This window comes from Chryseobacterium indologenes (genome assembly GCF_002025665.1).
Lineage (GTDB): Bacteria > Bacteroidota > Bacteroidia > Flavobacteriales > Weeksellaceae > Chryseobacterium > Chryseobacterium metallicongregator.
Map to the genome: position 1 here is coordinate 839,826 of NZ_CP018786.1, position 23,032 is coordinate 862,857.

Annotated in this window: 18 protein-coding genes; 14 read left to right on the forward strand and 4 right to left on the reverse strand. The window is 37.6% G+C overall.

From position 1 onward, the window contains the following. Positions 1-5 precede the first annotated feature (5 nt). From gldN to BUE84_RS03885, 3 genes are read left to right on the forward strand one after another with little or no spacing between them, the layout of a single operon-like run. Complete coding sequence (gldN, locus tag BUE84_RS03875) at positions 6-944, forward strand: gliding motility protein GldN (protein ID WP_062675469.1); 939 nt, start codon at positions 6-8, stop codon at positions 942-944. 57 nt (positions 945-1,001) lie between these two features. After that, positions 1,002-2,036 carry an NAD(P)/FAD-dependent oxidoreductase gene (locus BUE84_RS03880; RefSeq protein ID WP_079240566.1) on the forward strand — a complete coding sequence of 345 codons (1,035 nt, stop codon included), beginning with the start codon at positions 1,002-1,004 and terminating at the stop codon, positions 2,034-2,036. A gap of 34 nt (positions 2,037-2,070) precedes the next feature. Continuing rightward, a complete protein-coding gene (locus BUE84_RS03885; RefSeq protein ID WP_079240567.1) occupies positions 2,071-2,331 on the forward strand; it encodes a SemiSWEET transporter in 261 nt (86 codons plus the stop codon). 69 nt (positions 2,332-2,400) lie between these two features. Here the strand turns inward: BUE84_RS03885 and BUE84_RS03890 are convergent, their stop codons facing one another. Further along, positions 2,401-2,835 (reverse strand): META domain-containing protein, encoded by a 435-nt coding sequence (locus BUE84_RS03890; RefSeq protein ID WP_079240568.1) that lies wholly within the window; start codon positions 2,833-2,835, stop codon positions 2,401-2,403. A gap of 38 nt (positions 2,836-2,873) precedes the next feature. Beyond that, a complete protein-coding gene (locus BUE84_RS03895) occupies positions 2,874-3,266 on the reverse strand; it encodes a multicopper oxidase domain-containing protein (protein WP_079240569.1) in 393 nt (130 codons plus the stop codon). A gap of 637 nt (positions 3,267-3,903) precedes the next feature. On the opposite strand from BUE84_RS03895, the gene BUE84_RS03900 reads away from it, so the two are divergent. The 8 genes from BUE84_RS03900 (at position 3,904) to BUE84_RS03935 (ending at position 18,941) form a co-directional block, all read left to right on the forward strand. Beyond that, on the forward strand, positions 3,904-4,290 hold the full coding sequence (locus BUE84_RS03900) for a hypothetical protein (protein WP_079240570.1): 387 nt from the start codon (positions 3,904-3,906) through the stop codon (positions 4,288-4,290). A gap of 148 nt (positions 4,291-4,438) precedes the next feature. After that, on the forward strand, positions 4,439-5,521 hold the full coding sequence (locus BUE84_RS03905; RefSeq protein ID WP_034693811.1) for an efflux RND transporter periplasmic adaptor subunit: 1,083 nt from the start codon (positions 4,439-4,441) through the stop codon (positions 5,519-5,521). Between the two features lie 21 nt (positions 5,522-5,542). Then, positions 5,543-8,734 carry an efflux RND transporter permease subunit gene (locus BUE84_RS03910; RefSeq protein ID WP_079240571.1) on the forward strand — a complete coding sequence of 1,064 codons (3,192 nt, stop codon included), beginning with the start codon at positions 5,543-5,545 and terminating at the stop codon, positions 8,732-8,734. Beyond that, positions 8,706-10,163, forward strand: a complete 1,458-nt coding sequence (locus BUE84_RS03915) for a TolC family protein (protein WP_079240572.1) — start codon at positions 8,706-8,708, stop codon at positions 10,161-10,163. The genes BUE84_RS03910 and BUE84_RS03915 overlap by 29 nt, the downstream gene beginning before the upstream one ends. 273 nt (positions 10,164-10,436) lie before the next feature. Next, a complete protein-coding gene (locus BUE84_RS03920) occupies positions 10,437-12,083 on the forward strand; it encodes a T9SS type A sorting domain-containing protein (RefSeq protein ID WP_079240573.1) in 1,647 nt (548 codons plus the stop codon). A gap of 4 nt (positions 12,084-12,087) precedes the next feature. After that, a complete protein-coding gene (locus tag BUE84_RS03925; RefSeq protein WP_145953206.1) occupies positions 12,088-14,937 on the forward strand; it encodes a hypothetical protein in 2,850 nt (949 codons plus the stop codon). Positions 14,938-14,947: 10 nt separating this feature from the next. Next, entirely contained in the window at positions 14,948-18,637 is a 3,690-nt protein-coding gene (locus BUE84_RS03930) for a DUF6443 domain-containing protein (RefSeq protein ID WP_079240575.1), read from the forward strand. A 16-nt stretch (positions 18,638-18,653) separates the two neighbouring features. Further along, complete coding sequence (locus BUE84_RS03935) at positions 18,654-18,941, forward strand: hypothetical protein (protein WP_079240576.1); 288 nt, start codon at positions 18,654-18,656, stop codon at positions 18,939-18,941. Positions 18,942-19,059: 118 nt separating this feature from the next. Here the strand turns inward: BUE84_RS03935 and BUE84_RS03940 are convergent, their stop codons facing one another. Together BUE84_RS03940 and BUE84_RS24350 are read right to left on the reverse strand one after the other, a co-directional pair. Then, positions 19,060-19,464, reverse strand: coding sequence for a helix-turn-helix domain-containing protein (locus tag BUE84_RS03940; RefSeq protein WP_079240577.1), 405 nt, complete (start codon positions 19,462-19,464; stop codon positions 19,060-19,062). Beyond that, the gene (locus tag BUE84_RS24350; protein ID WP_158521343.1) at positions 19,431-19,598 is read right to left on the reverse strand and encodes a hypothetical protein; all 168 of its coding nucleotides are present in this window, start codon (positions 19,596-19,598) and stop codon (positions 19,431-19,433) included. Before BUE84_RS24350 ends, BUE84_RS03940 begins: the two co-directional genes overlap by 34 nt. A 415-nt stretch (positions 19,599-20,013) precedes the next feature. Between BUE84_RS24350 and BUE84_RS24995 the strand changes: the two genes are divergently transcribed. The 3 genes from BUE84_RS24995 to BUE84_RS25000 all read left to right on the forward strand — a co-directional run bounded on the left by BUE84_RS24995 (position 20,014) and on the right by BUE84_RS25000 (position 23,027). Beyond that, positions 20,014-21,321, forward strand: coding sequence for an RHS repeat-associated core domain-containing protein (locus tag BUE84_RS24995; RefSeq protein WP_079240578.1), 1,308 nt, complete (start codon positions 20,014-20,016; stop codon positions 21,319-21,321). Beyond that, a complete protein-coding gene (locus tag BUE84_RS03950) occupies positions 21,318-21,758 on the forward strand; it encodes a hypothetical protein (protein WP_079240579.1) in 441 nt (146 codons plus the stop codon). Before BUE84_RS24995 ends, BUE84_RS03950 begins: the two co-directional genes overlap by 4 nt. Before the next feature lie 168 nt (positions 21,759-21,926). Beyond that, positions 21,927-23,027: an RHS repeat-associated core domain-containing protein gene (locus BUE84_RS25000; protein ID WP_409993848.1), complete on the forward strand. Its 1,101-nt coding sequence runs from the start codon at positions 21,927-21,929 to the stop codon at positions 23,025-23,027. The last annotated feature ends 5 nt before the right edge of the window (positions 23,028-23,032 follow it).

Genomic DNA, 23,032 nt, shown 5'->3' on the forward strand with positions numbered 1-23,032 from the left:
TTATTATGAAAAAATATATTAGCACCCTTTTAGTATTAGTTTCGGGATTTGCTTTTTCCCAGACTATTCTGAACGCATCTTCTCCGGAAGAGTTCAGACAGATGAGAGCAGAAAACAAACAGAAAGTTGGTGATACTATTGTAGATAAAACAGTAAAGCCTCTTGAATATGGTTTTGTAGAAGACAAAGATATCCTTAAGAGTATGTTTGTATGGGAGATCATTGATATGAATGATAAGATCAACCAGCCATTCTATTACGATAATCCGGATGGCCTTCTTGCTACACCTACAAGATCTCTATACCAATTATTATTGGATGCTGCTTTGAGCGGTAAGATTGAGCAGGTATATGATGATGAAAACTTTACTGTAAAACTTTCGCCGGAAGGAATTCAGAAGAGATTGGAAAAAGTAATCATCAATGATGCTGCTATTGATATCTTAAACTCTGGAAGACAGCTTACAGAAGCAGAAAAGAAACAATATACTGACGTATTTAAGACAACTACTGATAAAGTAAAAGTTCTTAAAATCATGGGTATGTGGTTTATTGATAAGAGAGACGGACAAATGAAATACAGACCTCTTGGTATTGCTGCAATGGGACCAGATCCTGCAGTACAGGGAGTTATTGGTCCGGATGGTAAGCCTATTGCAAGTAATGATGAGCTTATTGACCTATTCTGGATCTATTACCCAAGTGCTCGTGATATCTTAGCAAACAATTTTGTTTTCAATAGAAAAAATTCATCTGCTGACTTATCTTTCGATGATGTTATCAATGCAAGAAGATTCTCTTCTATCATTTATAAATCTTCAGCTGGTTTAGGAGACGGTACTATTAAGGATTATATTCCTAAAAATGCCGATGAACAACTTGAAGAAAGCGATAGAATCAAAGCGCAGATTCTTGAAATGGAAAATGATATGTGGAATTACTAGATTTCGCTTGATATTTATAGAAAACCTGAGTATTTTTACTCAGGTTTTTTTTTTATTATGAGAAATGTAGATTATATTATTGTAGGAGACGGATATGCAGGGCTTTTCTTAGCTCATCAGCTGATTAAAAATAAAAAGTCTTTTGTGATCTTTACGGAAGGAAGAAAAAGTGCTTCTCAGGTTTCAGCAGGAATTATCAATCCTGTTGTTCTAAAGAAGTTTACCACATTCTGGAAAGCACAGGAACAAATAGATTTTCTTAAAGACAGTCTTAAAGAAATAGAATCATATACCGGAGAAAATTATTTGATCAATGCTCCCATTCACAGAATTTTCCATGATGAAAATGAACAGAATTTATGGTTGAAAAAATCGGCAAATGAAGAATTATCAAATTTTCTTGATCAAAATTTTGATCGTTTAAATGTAGTAAAAAACGACTTTCTTACCGGAAAGGTGAATCAATCTGCAAGACTTAATGTTAATGGATTTTTCAGTGGTTTATTCAATTATTTTGAAAAAAATGATCATCTGGTAAAAGAAAAATTCGATTATTCAAAATTGAATCCATCTGAATCGGCATATAAAGATTTTACATTCAAAAATATAATCTTTTGTGAAGGAATGGGTGTGAAGGATAATCCGTATTTTTCAGAGATTACAGTAAACCCGAACAAAGGGCACCACATAAAAGTGAAGCTTTCTCAACCGATTCCGGAAAATATAACCATTAAAAAGAAACACTTTTTATTTCCAACCGGAAACGGATTATATTTTTATGGAGGAACTTATGACAGAGAGCAGCTTCACCATCATATTGATGAATCAGCAGTTGCCCAGCTGGTGAAAGGACTTTCAGAATTTTATCCTTATGATTTTGAAGTAGAAGAAGTACATTTTGGATTTCGTCCAACCGTAAAAGACAGAAGACCTATCATCGGAAGGCACGATAAGTTCAGTAATCTTTATGTCTTTAATGGGCTTGGAGCCCGTGGGATTCTTAATGGGTGTTATTTTTCAAGAGATCTGTTCCGTTTTATGGAAGAAGATATTCCATTGCATGAAGAAGTTTCATGGAAGAGATTTCAATAGTGTATCTTAGTATTGATATTCAAGGTGAACATTTATGAATGAAAATATATTAGGTATAGTGGCCGGAGTTCTTACTTCCGTTTCAATGATTCCACAACTTATAAAGGTAATCAGAGAAAAGAATGTAGAAGATATTTCTTTACTCATGCTCCTGGTTCTGATTTCAGGGCTCTCTTTATGGGTATGGTATGGTTTTGAAAAAGACGAACTCCCTATTATTATATCAAATGCATTTGCTGTTCTGGTGAATATCAGCCTCCTGATCTGTTATATAAAGTACAACAACAAAAAATAGAAATATCAATATAAAAAATACGCCTCATCATGATGAGGCGTATTCTATTTTTATTTAAGTGAGATTCAATTACTGAAGAACAAATTTAGCTAAAGGAGCCATTCTTGCTTTGTTTAAAGTAAGTGTATTTCCGTTTACTGAGTAATTGTCTGCTGCAAGAATTGCTTTGGTAAATTGATTTTCAATATCAAGATCCTCGCAAGCCATCATGGTAGACATTCCCTGATTGAATTTAATTCTCATCATTTCAGGTTTGATCTCAAAAGTTCCTCCCAAACCATTACATCCTGCATGTCCCTGATATCTCATACCATCCATTTCGAGTTTAAAATAAGGATTGTTTTTAGGATTTTTCAGTTCAATCGGCTTTCCGTTAAGCTCTGTAAGTTTCCATGTTTTTCCTGTAATATCAGTAGTTGCTTTTTGAGCATTTTGTGTTTTACATGAAACAACTAAAAATGTTGCGAGAACAAGTGCCGATAAATAATAATATAAACTTTTCATAATGTTTATTTTTTTAATTTGAATTGCTAATCCCTATGCTAATACGATGCCATTTTTGCAGGACCAGATTCTTTTTTTGCCTGTTTAAGATGGAACAGAACCATATCTACATTCTTTTTCAGGAAGGTGATATTTCCTTTAATATCAGAATATTGATACTCTTCATTGGAGGCAGTATATTCAGGTAAGGCATCACTTTTTTTAAGGTCAAAAGTTTTGCCGTTTAAATGTATTGTTGCTGTATTTTTGGTGTTGTTGATTGTGACTTCTATTTTTTCTCCATAGCTGTCAACATACACATTTTTTGAAATGTCATCTGTATTTTCTGGAGCAACAGCAGTAATGGTTTCAGCTTCTTTTCCGGGATGTTTACACGCTGTTAGGGAAATAATGGTCAATCCGAAAAGGACTGGTAATAATAATTTTTTCATAGTGATAAGTGATTTTAAAGTGTTTCATGAATTATGATGTTAATGCTATATAAATTTACAAATATTTTTAATAAATATATGTTAATTTTTCATAAACTAACAGAAAATTAAAGTTTTAGATAATTTAACTCACTGTTTTTGGAAACAAAATTCACAAAACAGAAAGTAATAATTATTGAAGAAGATTAAGGATAACCGTTGTTAATTCAGGGTTTTTAACGAACTTGTTTTCAGTAGTATAATGTTGTTTTTTTTCATTTTTCATTTGTTGTGTTAATTTTCGGCAAAAATAATTCAAAAAGAAGAGAGTAACAATAAGTTAATGTTAATAATTATAATTCATGATAAAGTTTAGGTTTGCCTAATGAAATTTTCAAAATAGAGTACCAGGTCACTTAAAATGTTCAAAAAAGCAACAACTTTAAAATTAAAATTTCCTTAAATCAAAAAAAATGGCTTGATATTTGAAAATTGAAACTTGCACAGATGAGATGTCAGGGTTGCTCGAATTATGCTTGAATAAACGAAATATTTAATATTTATCATTTTTTAATATTCAGGTATTTTAAAGAAGAGTTAAATTTTGTTAATCCATGATGGTAATATCATAATCTGGGTGTACATTTGCAACTTCAAAATGAGAAACTTCGTAGTATATTTTTTAACCGGTCTTTTTCTGCTCTTTGTAGTAGAAAGCAGACTTGATGTTAAAACGCTCCGAAACGATTATAACGGTCATGTTTCTCATCATATGCCGAAAAGAGCCAACCGCCTGAATCAGACTTTTGAAAAACTCTCTGTTCAGCAGATGGCCGATAATGTAGACAATTCCACTTTAGAACTTACCGAAGATGATTTCCAGCTTTCTGATGTATGGCAGGCTGTTATTGTTTTTGCCGGAGTCTTCTCTTTAGTCTATATTTTTGGATTAAAAAGCTATAAACGATCCAAACCGGATATTCATGGCTTTGTTCTTGGTTTAGCAACCAAAAGATTTATTCTTATCCGCTCTATTAGAATTTAAAAATTTTCCGTTCTATTTATTTTCTGCCTGATTCCGGGTGGAAAGTACTTGCGTTGTGTATGCCGGTAATCATCACATCGTACTCCTTTTATTACCATTTTTTATTTCTATCAAAACATTAACGATTTATATAAACTCTAGAATTATGATAAAAAGAGTTGCTTCGGGAATTGCGCTGAGTGCCCTTTTGTTGGCGGTTGGCTGCAATAAGAAAAAAGAAGAAAAAGAAGAAGTTACCGTCTATCCGGTGACGTCCCCTGTGGTAATGGATACCGTAATCAACAAAGAATACGTAGCCCAGATTCAATCTGTAAAAAACATTGAAGTGAGAGCTCAGGAAAAAGGTTTCCTGGAAAAAATCTTTGTAGATGAAGGACAATACGTACAGGCAGGACAAACATTGTTCCGTATTATGCCTAAACTGTATCAGGCAGAATTATTAAAAGCAAAAGCAGAAGTAGAACAAGCTTCTATTGAGCTTAAAAATGCAAGTACACTGGCAGGAAACAACATCGTTTCTAAAAATGAAAGAGCAATGGCAAAAGCTAAATTGGATGCTGCCAATGCAGAAATGAAACTGGCTCAGATCCATCTGTCTTTTACTGATATCAAAGCACCGTTTTCAGGGATTATTAACAGAATTCCACTGAAATTGGGAAGCCTTGTAGATGAAGGCGATTTGTTGACTTCGTTATCAGACAACACAAGTATCTACACCTATTTCAACGTTTCAGAACCTGAATATTTAAGCTATCAGACTCATGCTGCAGACAGAGGCAGTAACCAGGTTTCTTTGATTACAGCAAATGGAGAAACGTATACACAAAAAGGAGAAATTCAGACGATTGAAGGTGAATTTGATAACGAAACCGGAAATATTGCTTTCCGTGCGAAATTCCCTAATCCTGACAAACTTCTGAGAAACGGAGAAACCGGAAAAGTGCAGATGTCTATGCCTGTTCATAATGCATTGATTATTCCACAGAAAGCAACCTATGAAATTCAGGATCAGAAATATGTATTTGTAATTGATAAAAATGGAGTGGCAAAATCCAGAAATATCAAAGTAGCCTATGAACTGCAGGACTTGTATGTGGTAGGATCAGGAATTTCAAAAGGAGATCAGATCCTTCTTGAAGGAGTTCAGAAAGTAAAGGATGATCAAAAAGTGAAAACAAAATTCCAGGATCCTAAGAAAGTTCTTCAATCATTGAAACTAAAAGCAGAGTAGTGGTCTCTAAAGTGAAACAGTATGTTTAAGAAATTCATTCGCAGACCAGTTCTGTCTATAGTAATCTCATTGATTATTGTATTTATGGGAATACTGTCATTGGTAAAACTTCCGGTGACCCAGTTCCCATCCATTTCTCCGCCTAAAGTAAATATCACCGCAGAATATCCCGGAGCTAACAACGAATTGTTGATTAAATCCGTAGTAATTCCTTTGGAAAGAGGATTAAATGGAGTTCCAGGTATGAAATATATGACTTCGGATGCCGGAAATGACGGGGAAGCTTCCATTCAGATTGTATTTGATCTGGGAACAGATCCCAATGTAGCTGCAGTAAACGTGCAGAACCGTGTATCTTCAGTGGTAAATAAACTTCCGCCTTTGGTAGTGCGTGAAGGGGTAAAGATCACGCGTGAAGAACCCAACATGTTGATGTATATTAACCTGTACAGCGATGATCCTAAAGCTGACCAGAAATTCCTTTTCAACTATGCAGATATCAACGTAATGTCTGAATTGAGAAGGGTAAGCGGTGTTGGTTTTGCCGATATCCTGGGAACCCGTGAATATGCCATGCGTATCTGGCTTAAGCCTGATAGATTAACAGCTTATAATATTTCAGCAGATGAAGTAATGGAATCTCTGAATGAGCAGAGTTTGGAAGCTTCCCCGGGTAAAACGGGTGAGAGTTCCGGGAAACGTTCTCAGTCTTTCGAGTATGTATTAAAATATCCAGGTCGTTTCAATAATGAAAAAGATTACGGAAACATTATTTTAAAAGCAAAACCGAACGGAGAATCTGTAAGGCTGAAAGATGTTGCCGATATAGAGTTTGGAAGTTCCATGTATGATATTTATTCCACATTGAACGGAAAACCTTCAGCAGCAATCACGGTAAAACAATCCTATGGATCCAATGCAAGTGACGTTATCAAAAATGTGAAAGCATTGATGAAAGATCTTGAAAAAAATAACTTCCCTAAGGGAATGCATTACGATATCAGTTATGACGTTTCAAGATTCCTGGATGCATCTATGGAAAAAGTAATCCATACTTTGTTTGAAGCCTTTATTCTGGTTGCTATCGTGGTATTCCTATTCCTTGGTGACTGGCGCTCAACATTGATTCCGGCATTAGCCGTTCCGGTTTCATTGGTAGGAACATTTGCGGTAATGTCTGCTTTCGGAATTACCCTGAATATGATTTCCCTCTTTGCCTTGGTAATGGCGATCGGGGTTGTGGTAGATGACGCGATTGTAGTTATTGAAGCCGTTCACGCCAAGATGGAAGAAAAACATCTTTCTCCATTGAAGGCTACTGAAGAAGCTATGCATGAGATCAGTGGAGCAATTATCGCAATTACATTGGTAATGGCATCGGTATTCATTCCGATTGCATTTATGTCCGGGCCGGTTGGGGTATTCTATCGTCAGTTCTCTATTACAATGGCTTCATCCATTATTTTATCAGGGGTAGTGGCGCTTACTTTGACGCCGGCTTTATGTGCTTTGATCTTAAGAAATAATCATGGAAAGGCGAAGAAGAAAACTCCGATTACTATTTTCCTTGATAAATTCAACAATCTGTTTACGAAAGGAGCTGGGAGATATGAGAAGATGCTGAATAAAACAGTAACGAAAAAGACAATAACATTACCGTTGTTGTTAGCGTTTTGTGCCTGTACATTCTTTCTGAGTAACTCTTTACCTTCAGGATTTATCCCGGCTGAAGATCAGGGAATGATCTATGCCATTATTCAGACGCCTCCGGGATCTACATTGGAAAGAACAAACCAGATTGCCAGAGAACTTTTGAGGGAATCTGAGGATATTGATGGGGTACAGTCTGTTTCTTCTCTTGCCGGTTATGAGATTTTGACGGAAGGTACTGGGTCAAACTCCGGAACCTGTCTGATCAACCTTAAAAGCTGGGAAGAACGTAAAGAATCTGCTGCAGAAATCATTGAAAAACTGGAAGAAAAAGCCAAAAATATTCCGGGAGCTAATATAGAATTCTTCCAACCACCTTCCGTTCCGGGATATGGAGCTGCAGGAGGTTTCGAACTTCGTTTGCTGGATAAAGCGGGAAGTGGAGATTATCATAAAATGGAGCAGGTGAGTAATGACTTTGTGAAGGAGCTTAAGAAGCGTCCGGAGCTTGGATCAGCATTTACGTTCTATTCTGCGAGTTTCCCACAATATATGCTGAAAATTGATAATGATCTTGCAGAACAAAAAGGAGTCACGATTGAAAAAGCGATGGATAACCTTTCAACATTGATCGGTTCCAACTATGAAACGAGTTTCATCCGCTTTGACAGACCCTATAAGGTAATTGTTCAGGCCGGTCCTCAATACCGTGCCTTGCCAACTGACCTGCTGAAACTGTATGTTAAAAATGATAAAGACCAGATGGTTCCATACTCAGACTTTATGAGATTGGAAAAAGTATATGGACTATCCGAAATTACCAGACATAATATGTATAACTCTGCAGAGGTAAGTGGAACTCCGGCACCTGGATATAGTAGTGGACAGGCCATCAAGGCCATTCAGGAAGTTGCGGATAAGACACTTCCAAGAGGTTTTGGTATCGACTGGGCGGGGATCTCTAAAGATGAAGTAAGCCGTGGTAATGAAGCCGTATTTATCTTCCTGGTATGTTTAGGATTTGTTTACTTGATTCTTTCGGCACAATATGAAAGTTTCATCCTTCCGTTACCGGTTATTTTATCCCTTCCGGTAGGTATTTTCGGAGCATTTTTATGCTTAAAATTATTAGGATTGGAAAACAATATCTATGCACAGGTGGCGATGGTCATGCTTATTGGACTTCTGGGTAAAAATGCCGTGTTGATTGTAGAATTTGCCGTTCAGAAAAAGGCAGAAGAAGGAATCCCTGTGGCAAAGGCTGCTATTGAAGGAGCTGCAATCCGTTTCCGTCCGATTTTGATGACATCATTTGCATTTATTGCTGGGTTGATTCCTCTGGTAATCGCAACAGGACCGGGAGCGGTCGGTAACAGAACCATTGGTACTGCAGCAGCAGGAGGAATGTTAATCGGAACTATTTTCGGATTGATGATTATCCCCGGACTGTATTATATCTTCGGAACAATTGCAGATAAGTCACGATTGGCCAGATATGAAGAAGAGAATCCTTTAACAGAACAAACTGAACCTTATGAACATGATGGAAAATTTGAAGACTAAAAATATAATCGCAGCCATTGCCTTATCACTTGTACTTGCAAGTTGTAAGACACCGATGGCGACTGTTATAAAAGACGAGGTAAAAGAAAATATTCCTCAGAACTTTAATCAGGAAGAACAGCAGGATGCTAACAACAATAGCGGAACAACACCGTGGAGACAGTTCTTTACTGATCCCAACCTTGTAACGCTTATTGAAACTGCTTTAAAAAATAATCAGGAGCTTCTGATCACTCTTCAGGAGATTGAAATTGCTAAAAGTGGTGTTTTAGCTAAAAAAGGAAGATTGACTCCAACGGTTTCTGCTGGAATAGGAGCGGGATTGAAAAAATCCGGCCGCTATACCAGTGAAGGAGCTGGTGATGCTACCACAGAAATAGAACCCGGAAAAGAAATGCCGGATCCTCTTGGGAATTTTGAAGCAGGATTAAATGCAAGCTGGGAAATTGATATCTGGAAAAAACTGAGAACTGAGAAAGAATCTGCAGTGGCCCATTATCTTTCTACAGTGGAAGGGAAGAACTTTGTTTTATCTAATCTTATTGAAGAAGTTGCAGATAATTATTATGAGTTATTGGCGCTTGATAATCAATTGGATATTATACAGCAGTATATCAAGCTTCAGCAGAGAGCATTGGAAATTTCCAAAATTCAGAAAGAAGCGGCTGCGGCAACGGAACTCGCTGTGAAAAAATTTGAAGCAGAACTTGCGAAATCCAAAGCAGCAGAATATACAATCCGCCAGCAGATCACGGAGAAGGAAAATGAAATTAATGCTTTACTGGGAAGATATCCACAGCCAATTGTGAGAACAAAGGAAAACTTTATGTCTACCATTCCTCCCACAGTGTATACCGGAATCCCATCTCAGTTATTAGCCAACCGTCCTGATATCAAACAGGCAGAGTTGGAATTGAAGGCCTCAAAACTGGATGTGGAAGCAGCAAGAAAAGAATTCTATCCTTCTTTGGAAATTTCTGCAACATTAGGATTGGAAGCGTTCAAGCCTTCATACCTTGTTAAATTACCTGAATCGATTGCTTATAATCTTGTGGGCGAGCTGGCTGGACCACTTATTAACAAAAGTGCGATAAAAGCCAATTTTCAGACAGCAGATGCAAAACAGGTTCAGGCATTATACGAATATGACAAAACCATTTTGAATGCTTATCTGGACGTTGCCAATTTAATGTCAAAGGTGAAAAATATAGATCAGTATTATCAGTTGAAATCACAGGAAACCAGAGCCCTGGATCAGTCTATTGATATTGCCAATCAGTTGTTCCGTAATTCAAGAGCAGATTATCTTGAAGTGCTTTTGAACCAGAGAGATGCTTTAGATGCTAAAATGGAGCTTATCGAAGCAAAACAAAAACAGCTCAGCACTGTAGTCGACATCTATAAAAGTTTAGGTGGAGGCTGGAAATAAAACATCATAATTCTATCAATAAACAGTTAATGTTTTTTGGAAGGGTCAATTCTTTTGAGTTGGCCCTTTTTATTTTTAACACGACATGTTCTGTCGCTGCGGATAGATATTTTTGCATTATAATAAGATAAATTGTAATACAACATAAAGTAAATTTGATTATTAATAGTATGATTTATAGCAGGTTGAAGTATTTCGATTTTCGTATCTTAAAAAGTGTTAAATTCGCTTCGTTTTAATAAACTAATTACTAACTCAAAAAACAACACGGGAATGAAAAAATTCTATCTCGGTGCATTTACCTTATGCACGGTTCTGGGCGCATCTGCTCAGGAAGTGGTGTGGCAAAAAGACATCCAATCCTCTACCCAGGATTTTCTGAGCCAGGTCACCACAACCATTGATCAGCAGTATCTGATCACAGGTAGTTCTATTCAAAGCAATAAGCAACAGGCTTCAGGCAGTAAGCAAAACAACGGTTACGATTTTCATCTGGTAAAACTTAACCAGCAGGGACAGGAAGTCTGGGAGAAATATTTTTCAGGACAAAACCATGATTATTTATCTGCTACGGTCACAACACAGGATGGCGGATTTCTTTTAGCTGGAACTTCCTATTCAGGAAAAGGCTTAGACAAAAAAGACGATTCCAAAGGCGGTTCAGATATCTGGCTGATCAGAATCAATGAATTCGGGGATGAATTGTGGCAGAAAACTCTGGGAAGTTCTTCTGATGAAGAAGCAAGATCTGTTATTCAAACTACCGATTTAGGATTCTTTGTGGCCGGGAATATACAGAACTCACCCAAAGGATACGGGTCAAAAGATGTTTCAATTACCCGATTAGACAAAGACGGAAAAGAACTTTCTCAATTAATTTTAGGCGGAAAAGGCTTGGATGAAGTGGAAAAGATGATTCCAACGAGAGATGGAGGTGCGCTACTTGGGATTTATTCGAGGAGTTCCGAGGTTCGTGATTCGGGATCTGAACAAGGTTCCGGGATGCGAGGTGCGGGTTCTGCATCAAACGTTCAAAACCCGAACCCCGTATCCCGAAACTCGAAACAAACTGAAAACTTCGGTGAGGGTGATTACTGGATCGTAAAGCTCGACAAAAATGGAAAAGTAGAATGGGAAAAGAATTTTGGAGGAAAAGGAGATGATCATGTCAGAACTTTGGCTTTAACTTCAACAGGTTTCATCATTGGCGGAGAATCAAGATCAGAAAGATCAGGAAGCAAAACCGTTGGATTGGAAGAAGGAACAGACCTTTGGCTGATTGCTCTCAATGAAAGAGGAGACGAGCAGTGGCAGAAATCTTACAATTTCAAAAACAGAGATATTCTAATGGGAATGAGTGTGATTCAGAGCCAAGATGCAAGAACCAAGAATCAAGACTTTACAAAAGGAATATTGTTGGGAGGTTATACTCAGGCTGAAGGAAGAATACAAACGGATGATGAAACCTTCTGGATGCTCTATCTGGACCAGAATGGAAATGAGCAGTGGAGAAAACACGTAAAGGGAGAGTCCAGACAAAAAGAAGAAAGACTTTCCGACTTAAAACTGAACAGAGACGGTTCGATTATTCTGGCAGGAACCAGCGCAGAAGAACTCGGAAAAGAGAACTGGAAAATCGTGAAACTGGGAGACAAACAGGTTGATCAGCTGATTGAAAAATACGATATCAAAATCTATCCCAACCCTGTTTCAGATTATGCTTACGTAGAAATTGGCTTCAACGACTTTAAAGAAGCTGATATTCTGTTATATGACATGAGCGGAAGGCAGCTTCAAAGTATAAAAACCAAAAACAGAGTCACAAAGATCAATACCCAGGCTTTGGTACAGGGAGCTTATCTGGTGACGATAAAAACTGATACCAACAAAACGGCGAATGCCAAATTAATTAAGAAATAAACAGATGAGAAGAAAAGTGATACTAGTATCCTTATTGTCCATGATGGCACAAAAGGGATATTCTCAGCAAAGTGTCGGAGATGTTGTAACAACTCCTGTTGCGTCACCGTCCATGGCAGCCATGTCCCGTTATTCCGATGTACCCATGTCATTATCCTCAGGGCTTCCTGAAATCGGCCTTCCTCTTCTGAATGCACCGCTTTCAGATGATACGGCATGGCCAATGGGATTAGGTTATAATACAGAAAGTATTTATCAGTCCGGTACAGCGAGTGATGTGGGAGCAGGCTGGTCATTCTTTGGAGCTGCCGTCATCTATAAAAAGATTATTAACGGACTGGATGAATGCTATGATAATGCAAGTTCTGCCAATTATCTGAAAAATGAATTTGATGATATCTACTACTATAATCTTCCGGGATTATCCGGAAAGTTCACTATAAAAAGGGATATCGTAAATAATACGTTTACCCTGATTAATCTTACCCCTAACCATGTCAAAATTGATTATGTAAGGAACAGTAATACAGCAACTTTTAAAGCAGATAGTTTTACCATTACCGCAGATAACGGATACCAATATATTTTTACAGATTTTGATGCGGCCAGATATAGCTGTGGAGAGTTTTTTATGGGAAATGAATACAAAACAGCATATTACCTTACCCGTATTCTGAATCCTATCGGAGTAGAAACAGCGGCGGTAACCTATGATAAAAAAACAAAATACAAAGGAACCAATAATCAATACTTAATCTTCCAGCAGAATAAAATCAAAAGCATTACCAGCCGCAAAGGGCAGGTAGCATTTGACTATGTATATGATGAAACGCTGGAAAACAAAGATGCCAATGCAGAGGCTACTAGTGATCCCTATAGTTTACAGAAAATATACATGAAAAACCCTGCCGGAGAAACATTGTATTCTTATGCATTTAATTATACCATGCTTTCTGTAGGAACTGCTGCTGCACAGAAGAAAAGGATACTGAATTCTGTTATTAAAAATGATAAAAATGGCACTCCTATAGAAAAAAATACTTTTGTGTACACCTATCCTTCAGGGGATGGAGCATTAAAAAAAATGATATCTCCTACGGGAGGTGTAGCTGAATACAACTATGAACCCGGAGAACTGTATTTTAATTTTAATGATCCTGCATTTCTTGCCGGTCTTGTAGGAACCAGTGAGATATCTTATCCCAATATTCAGTATTTTTCTGCTATTAACAGTGGTACGATTAATACCACACAATCTCTGGTTTATAACTTCAATATCCCGGGAAATCAACAGGTAAAGAAAAACTTCCGATTTGTCCTCAATATTACAGATTATGAACGTCCCGATCCTCCACCACCACCATTCCCACCTAAAGAACATAATCTAAAGATTACCTTAAAAAGAGGAACTGAAGTTATTATTCCCACTTTTACCGTTACTTATGATCTATATAACCAAATATATAATCTGAATGCTTATCCGGGAGATTATACTCTGGAAATCGTGCGTACTGGAGAAGCAAAAGCCAATGGAACTTTCAGCAGTTCGGAAGTAAAGGTATACCCGGGACCTTTCAGAAATGCAAAACCAGTAGGACATTCGAGGATTAAAAATATTAAGTATTATAAAGATATCAATGACACAGCTCCACAGAGAACTGTAAATTATACCTATGATTCTTTTGATCTGCCTGACAGTGCAAGCGGATATTTATTTGAAAATGAGAAAGACAGTGAAGAAGATATGGGGACTACGTATACCCTATATAAAAATGTAAAAGTTTCAGAAGCAGGTAAGGGGTCTGTACGTTATTCATTCAAAAATCCGGATGATTATCCGAAGCAGCAAACCGTAGGAGGATCATCTCCTGAATATTTCTGGCCTTATTACAATATCACCAAAGGAGGACTGCTTTCCAAAAAAGAAAATTATGATGATCAGAATACCCTTCTGACCACAGAATTGTATGATTATGAACTGGATAATTTTTCAGATAACGAATATAGCTTTGTAGCAGGTTCCAAAATGACTTCAAAACCCGCCTACATAAAGAAAAGCATCAATACCAATAAGGCGTTCTACCCGGGAGGAAGATTTTTGGAAAGTAAATCTGAAACTACAGTCAGCAGTTCTAACTTAAAACCCGTCTATACAAAGATGACTACAGATGGTGATATTGCTGAAAAGACTTATACGTATCCGATAGGACTGTCTGCTTACCAGAAACTTGAAAATGCCTACATGACAGGGGTTCCTGTGATTACAGAAGAAAAGAAAAACGGGAAAATATTGTCCAGAGGAGAAACATTATACAGTAATCCTTCTCTTCTGATGCCTACCTCTGTATTGGCAACCAATATTGCAGACGGTTCTAAGAAGGAAACCGGAACATTTGATTTGTATGATGATAAAGGAAATCTTCAGCAGATAACATCCGCTGTGGGAATTTCCACGACCTTCATTTATGGATATAATAAAACACAACTCATTGCCAAAATAGACAGAGCCAAGTTATCAGACATCCCGCAGTCTGCTATCACGGCTATTGTAAATGCTTCCAATGACGATTATATCCAGCCTCAGGGAATAACTCCACAACAGTCAGAACAAAATCTCATTAATGCCCTTGATACGTTCAGGCAAAATCCGGCATTGGCAAATTATGTTGTTACCACCTATACCTATGATCCTTTAGTAGGGATGACCAGTACAACTCCACCATCAGGTTTCAGGGAAGTGTATGAATACGATGATGCAGGAAGACTGAAGAAGGCAAAAAAAATGGAAAAAGATGCAGGAGGAAATATCTCGTATAAAACTGTAAAAGAATATCAGTATCACAACAAACAATAAGCACCATACCATGAAAAATTTTTTAAATATACTCAGTCTGTTGTTTGTGACATTCAGCTTTGCGCAGACCAACCTAACGGCTTCTGAAAATTATATTTACAGCAAAACATGTCTGAATAACGATTGTACCAAAACTTCAGAAAACGTACAGTATTTTGACAGCTGGGGAAGGCCGGTACAGGGCGTAGCCATTAAAGCTTCTCCTTTGGGAAATGATGTGGTAAGCCACATAGAATATGATAACTATGGAAGACAGGTAAAAGATTATCTTCCGGTACCACAGACAGGAACACAAAACGGAGCGTTTTACCCCTCTCCGCTTGCCAATGCCTCCTCTTTATACGGTAATGAAAAGATCTATTCTGAGAAACTCGTGGAAAACTCTCCGTTGCAAAGAATACAACAGCAGATTCCTTTAGGAAATGCCTGGAGTAATAATCCTATCATGTTTTCTTATGATGCTAACAAAGATGGTGAGGTCACAAAATATACTGTGACAACCACATGGGTAGAAGGAAGAACAAACAGTATTCTTTCCAACAATGGAAACTACGCTGTTAATACTTTAGCCAAAAACATGGTAACCGATGAAGACGGCAATGTTACCATAGAGTTTACCAACAAACAGGGACAAATGATTCTTGCCAGAAAAATGCTCAGCGCTACCGAAAAGGCGGATACTTATTATGTGTATAATGAATTCAACCAATTGGCATATACTCTTCCGCCGTTGGCTTCTGTTTCCGGTGCGGTTTCTGCATCCACCCTGGATAATCTTTGTTACCAATACCGTTATGACGGATGGAACAGACTGGTAGAAAAGAAACTACCGGGGAAAGGCTGGGAATACTTGGTGTATAACAAAGCTGATCAGATTATTCTGACTCAGGATGCAGCGCTTAAAGGAAAAGGGCAATGGTTTTTTACCAAATATGACCAGTTTGGAAGAATTATTTATACAGGAATTACAAATAATACAGCAAGCAGGGTAACGATACAAAACAGTGCCAATATCAATACTGTTTTATATGAAACCAGGGTTGCAACAGCAGGACTGACCTTAAATGGCATGGCTGTTTATTATACTAAACTTGCCACACCTACCACTGTCAGTCAGGTGCTAAGTGTTAATTATTATGATACTTATCCTGCTGGAACTCCTGCAGCACCCACTCAGGTAATGGGGCAGGATATTCTTTCTCAGGATGCCCAAAACAGTGTGATCAGTACGAAAACCCTGCCTACAGCTGCTTATGTAAGGAATATTGAAGATAATGGCTGGACAAAGAACTATATCTGGTATGATACCAAAGGAAGAGCAGTTGGATCGCACACGATTAATCATTTGGGAGGATATACCAAAACTGAGTCTGAAATCGATTTTTCAGGACTTATTAAACAAACCAAAGCTTACCATAAAAGGCTGACTGGTGATCCTGAAAAGACCATTACCCAAAATTATGAGTACGACAGCCAGGGCAGACTGCTGGTACACAAGCATCAGATTGATAATAATACCGTAGAGATCCTTGCGCAAAACACCTATAACGAGCTTTCTCAGCTTTTAAATAAAAAAGTGGGCGGAACCCAGATATCCCAGCCTCTTCAGACGATTGACTACCAGTATAATATCCGAGGGTGGATGACTCAGATCAATGATCCTGCTAATCTTGGGAATGATCTTTTTGGATATAAGATGAACTATAACCAGGTAGAAGGGCTGGAAACTCCTAATCCTGATTATCCTAATTTGAAGGTGAAGCCAAGGTTTAACGGAAACATTGCCGAAATATCCTGGAAGACTCTGACAGAAGAAAATGAGCCTCTGAAAAGATACAGCTATTCTTACGATGCCTTAAACAGACTTTCTGCAGGCTTTTACCAAAAGGCAGGGAAAGAAACGGCGAAAGAGTATTTTGAAAGTATGGAATACGATCTGAACGGAAATATCACGAGACTGAAAAGATCCGGAGAACTGGTCATTGGAAATACAACAGCTCTGGCCATAGATAATCTGAAGTACGATTACACAGGAAATAAACTGATCAGGGTTACCGATGAGCAACAGAACCCATCAGGCTATCCTTATATGGCTAATCCCGGAACCATAGGCTATGATAATGACAACTCAGACGGAAACGGAAATATGATCAGCAACCCTGATCAAGGTATTTCTGCTATCCAATATAATTATCTAAATTTACCGCAACAAATTACCCAAAACGCTAAAGTAACCCAATATACCTACAGAGCGGATGGTGTAAAGGTAAAGAAGCTCTTTGGAGATATAGAAACGGATTATCTGGACGGGTTTCAGTATAAATCTACCTTCCAAATAGAATCATGGAATGGAGAAGGAATTTTCCAGCCTGATCCGAATGAGATCCCGGTTTTAAAACTAAGGATCATTCCCACAGCAGAAGGATATTACGATGTACTGAATGAACGCTATGTCTATAACTATACAGATCATCTCGGAAATGTAAGACTTAGCTATACAGACACCAATAAGGACGGGATCATCCAGCCAAGAAGATATTATACCTCCATTTGTACAGGAAAATTTTGTATTGATGATTGGAAGCCTGGTGAAATAGTAGAAGTGAATAATTATTATCCTTTCGGAATGATGCATAATTATACCGCTACGACGCAGAATGCTTATCAATACAAGTACAACGGAAAGGAGCTTCAGGAAAGTGGAATGTATGATTATGGGGCAAGAATGTATATGCCTGACCTTGGAAGATGGGGTGTAATAGATCCGCTGGCAGAAACATCCAGAAGATGGAGTACTTATGCCTATGCCTATAATAATCCTGTGATGTTTATTGATCCGGATGGAAGAGAAAATGTGTCTGCATTACATTGGAAATTTGATCAAAACAGTACTATCCTTGGAAGCAGTTGGTTTGGCAGTTCTTATGAAAGTGCAGGATTTGGTAATAATTTCAAAACCATGTGGAATGGTGGAGATCATGGTGGAAGTTCTCGAGCTATGCAGGGGCCTAAACCTGGTTTTTGGAAAAGTATAGGTAATGCCATTAGGTGGTTATTTGGTGGGAACAACAATAAAATTAAATTAGAAGTTGGTCCAGCAGAAAGAATACCAGAAGATTATAGTGCCAGCGGGAGCAGGTTATTTGGTTTAATACAAGGAGCCAATTATAATCATATGGCTGAATACCGCGCACGACGTGATAATCCTTTTTATAATGAAGGAGAATCTAGTCTGGACAGGTCTTTTAGACTAATGAATAGTTCCCACATAGAAATAATGCAGGACTTCGGTGGTGGTGGTTATAATATGTTTGGAGGGTATGGTAGACTTGCAAAAGCAGCTAATGCAGTTGCGGCAGCAGAGGAGACGGGAAATGGAATATCTAAAATACTTTCTTCTATCGATGAATTTGATCCTCTTGTTACATTATACAGAGGAACTAGTGGATCTGAAGTTGGAAGTGAATTTTTGTTTTTAACAGATAATGTTGAATATGCAGCCAGTTATATTAAAAATGGAGGAACAATCAATCAATACCAAATTAGTAGATCTGGGCTATACATTTTGGAACATACTCAAAGACTATCAATTAGTCCCGGACAGCATATGGGAATCTCAGGTACTTTTAATGAATATCTATTCACAGGGAAAGATTTGGTCGAAGCTTTAAATAAGCTAGGTATATCACATATTCCTTAAAGATAAAATAAATAAAATGGAAAATAAAAATTTTTGTTGTGAGAGATTAAGTTTTTTTAATAGACCACAAAATAAAGCAAGTCTCAATTTTAGAATTGTAAAATACATTGGTGATTTTAGAAAAAAAATGCTTTTACTAGATCCTAAAGCCGACGAAAAAGGATTTGTCATTACTTCAGGTTATGAAATAAGTGTAAATGATGAAAAGACTATGAGAATGGTCGTAAATTACTGCCCCTTTTGTGGTCAAAAACTGAGTGATTTTTATAAATCTGATGATTATGTACAAGAAATCATTGGGTAAAAATTGATAATGCTTTCCCCCGCTGGCGCGAGCGTCCCGCTCGTGCCCACAAATAAACAAAACCACTGCACAGCAGTGGTTTTTCGTTTTATTAAAAGTGTATTTTTTATAAGCTCTATTATTTATCAAGCAGCTTTTCCAGTCTGCTCATCATTTCATCCTTTTCCTTCAGCATACGCTCATACAAAGCTATTTTTTCTTCGTGAAGCTGAACAATTTTATCAATAGGATTGATATTTTGGACTTCAATTCTATTATTAAACATTGCATTATCTGAAAAAGTACAAGAAATTAAATTCACAGCTTGCTCCTCATCAAAATTCTGAAAAGCTTCTACAGGAATTTTCAGTACTTCGGATATTTTTTCCAGCAGCTGGTTTTCAATGGTTTCTTTTTGTTCAAGTAAAGAGATCTTTTTTTGGTTCCAGTCTTCACCTAAGTCCAGCGCCAGTGCTTCCTGCTTGATGCCCAGCATTTCTCTGAAACGTTTTACATTTCTTCCCTGATGTATTTTGTAGTCCATTCTTTAATCAATTTGTGAAGATTCAAAGATAATACATTCTGTAAAGTAAAGGTTAAAAAATGTCCGGTAAAATATTCCGGCCATACGTAGTAAAGTGTCGGCAACTGGTTTATAAACGGTTTCCAGCCACTCATAGAGTTTCTCTAACCATTATCCTAAGTGTCTATACCACCTTCATTAAGTGAGTAAAGGCACTTCAGAGCTGCCTTTACTCACTTAATGAAGCCTCTCCGCCCGCTGGCACAAGGGTTTCGCTCATATTCGTGAGTAAAACAAAAAGCCACTGTTTTTGCAGTGGCTTTTATATGTATAACTGGTTAATAATTATATTTCTCCACCCAATATAATTATCTAAATTTACCGTAACAAATTACCCAAAACGCTAAAGTAACCCAATATACCTACAGAGCGGATGGTGTAAAGGTAAAGAAGCTCTTTGGAGATATAGAAACAGATTATCTGGACGGTTTTCACTATAAATCTACCTTCCTCATAGAATCATGGAATGGAGAAGGATTTTTCCAGCCTGACCCTAATGAGATTCCGGTTTTGAAACTGAGAATTATTCCCACAGCAGAAGGATATTATGATGTACTGAATGAGCGCTATGTCTATAACTATACAGATCATCTCGGAAATGTAAGACTTAGCTATACAGACACCAATAAGGATGGGATCATCCAGCCAAGAAGATATAATGCTTCTATGTGTAGTGGTAAATTTTGTATTGATGACTGGAAACCGGGGGAAATTGTAGAGGTCAATAATTATTATCCTTTCGGGATGATGCATAACTATACAGCCACTACTCAGAATGCCTACCAGTACAAATACAATGGTAAGGAGCTTCAGGAAAGCGGAATGTATGATTATGGGGCAAGAATGTATATGCCGGACCTTGGACGATGGGGTGTAATAGATCCGCTGGCAGAAATATCCAGAAGATGGAGTAACTATGCTTATGCTTATAATAACCCTGTAATGTTTATAGACCCGGATGGAAGACAGAACGTGTCTGCACTAAATTGGAAATTTGAGCAGAACAGTACTATCCTTGGAAATAGTTGGTTTGATGATTCTTATGTGAGTTCAGGCTTTGGAGGGAATTTCAAAACCATGTGGAATGGTGGAGATCATGGAGGTTCGGGAAGTAGACCCTTCGTACAGACACAGGCGTTTGCAGATCTGATGGATGCATTTTATAATGGGGGAAGTGGCGGATTGGTTAATCAGAATGGTACTTTGAAATGGTGGACAGATTATGAGGATTCTGACCCAAATGTCACTGGAGTGGGACAATTTAACATGCTGAAATTAAGGCGTAAAAATTTTCCTTCAAATAAAGAAATAACTCCTTGGCAATTAGGTGTAGAGTGGCTTTCAGGAACAGGTCCAAAACATCGAGATTTTACTAATGGAGACTTAATGACAGAAATGTTAAGACAACATAGTCATGTACAAGCCACTAGGGATATTATCCTATCTAAAATGGCTTTAAGTCAAAGTAGTTTAGAGGGGTCAAATTCTTATAAGCTAGGTGGTATAAAAGGAGTTGGGCTTTATCTTAAAGATTATTCAACGTTATTAACAGGCGGGTTAACAGGGAATTTAGCAGTAACATATTTAGGATCTTATAACTTAGAATACACGGCAGCAGCATATAATAAGAGTGTAGTTGTTTCATTTCATGTTGAAAATTCTTCTACAATGCAATCTGCGTCCCGCCCTCCTGTGCTTGGCTATCTTCCAATTTGGCAACAGACAGCGGGGAAACTTATTAATGAAAAATTTAAAACAGGTTGGGGGTCTAAAACTACTCAATCATTTCACTGGACAGAAGTATTATATCTAAAATGAAAACAAAATTAAAATATTTATTAATTACACTATTAACAATTATGTTATATAGTTGTGGTGAAACTAAGCCAAAACAATCAGATTTTATAGGAACTTGGAAGTCATCTGATAATGCATATATCAAATTAAATAAAAATGGAACTTGTATTTTGAAAGGGGTCGATCATTATAAAATCAGTAGTTTTCCAAAAAATAAAAATAGAGAATTAAATGATGAAGGAACTTGGCAGTTTACAGAAAATGTAGAAAGTGGTATTCTTGATAATATAGACAATGGAATTACTATGAAATATAATCTACCCGAGGGAACAAAAGGGGAAATTTTATTTTATATCTCAGGGCAAGGTATCAATGGAAATAACCCACCTTGGAATATTTTTATATGGGAAGGTGATCCTGATGAAATGCTAAAATACGAGTTTGAAAAAAATAATTAAATACATAAGCAACAAACTGCAAGCTAGTGTTAGCGTTCATATCAGGTGTTTCAGATGTGTTGGTAAAAAGACCACCTTGGAAATGCCAGGGTAACCTTTACCAAAAACAGCGCAGGCGTTCCTGAAATTATCGATACCAACAATTATTATCCTTTTGGGCTGAACCATATCTCAGGGGCTTTCAGTACTTCTAACTTTGGAGGTTTCTACAGTTATAAATACAATGGTAAAGAGCTTCAGGAAAGCGGAATGTATGATTATGGAGCAAGAATGTACATGGCTGACATCGGACGATGGGGTGTAATCGATCCGCTGGCAGAAACATCCAGAGGATGGAGTACCTATGCCTATGCTTATAATAATCCTGTGATGTTTATAGACCCGGATGGAATGCAGAATGTGTCTGCATTACATTGGAAATTTGATAGGAACAGTACTATTCTTGGAAACAGTTGGTTTGATGATTCTTACGTAAGTTCAGGCTTTGGTAATAATTTCAAAACCATGTGGAACGGAGGGGATCATGGAGGAGGTTCTGGTTATTATTTTAGTGGAAGTGACGCAGTTAAAATGCTCAATTATTTTAAAGATGGAGGCACCATGGATGGACTCAGTTTTGATGGTAATGAAGCGACATGGTGGAAAGGAACACCTACTTTAACTTCTTATAGTGGGACAGATATACATGGAGAAATTGATCTCGGAACAGGATATCATGCCAAATTTAGTGAGCTTCCAATGGAAGCCTATAAAAACTGGGCAGATTGGGGAGCTACTACTGTTGGAGGAGGATTTAAATATGTTGCTGACCAGAGAACGTCTCTTTATAATAGCGGATATTGGATTGATAATCTTGGACAAATGAGAAGTACTGCATATGCAGGAAGAGCTAGAGGATCGTTAATAGGACTAAGAAGCGATTATGTTCGAACTACTACAATGCTTGGGAAATATGCCAAAAGAGCAGGTTATGTAGGCTATGCAATCAGTGCAGGACAAATAGGGTATGGAGTTTATAAAGATGATTGGAAGTTTGGTGTTAGGGCTCAGGTAGCAACAGCAAATGTAGCCGGAGGAATGGCTGGAGCGGCAGCCGGAGCTTGGGCACTAGGTAAATTCGGCGGAGCTATAGGAACCCTTGTTGGACCTGAGGGAACGATTATTGGAGCTGCAGTTGGTGGTATTGTAGGAAGTATTGTAGGAGGAGTTTGGGGTGGTGACATTGCCGAGGGTTGGGCAAGTAAAGCATTGAATAAAGCCGATTATTAAATATA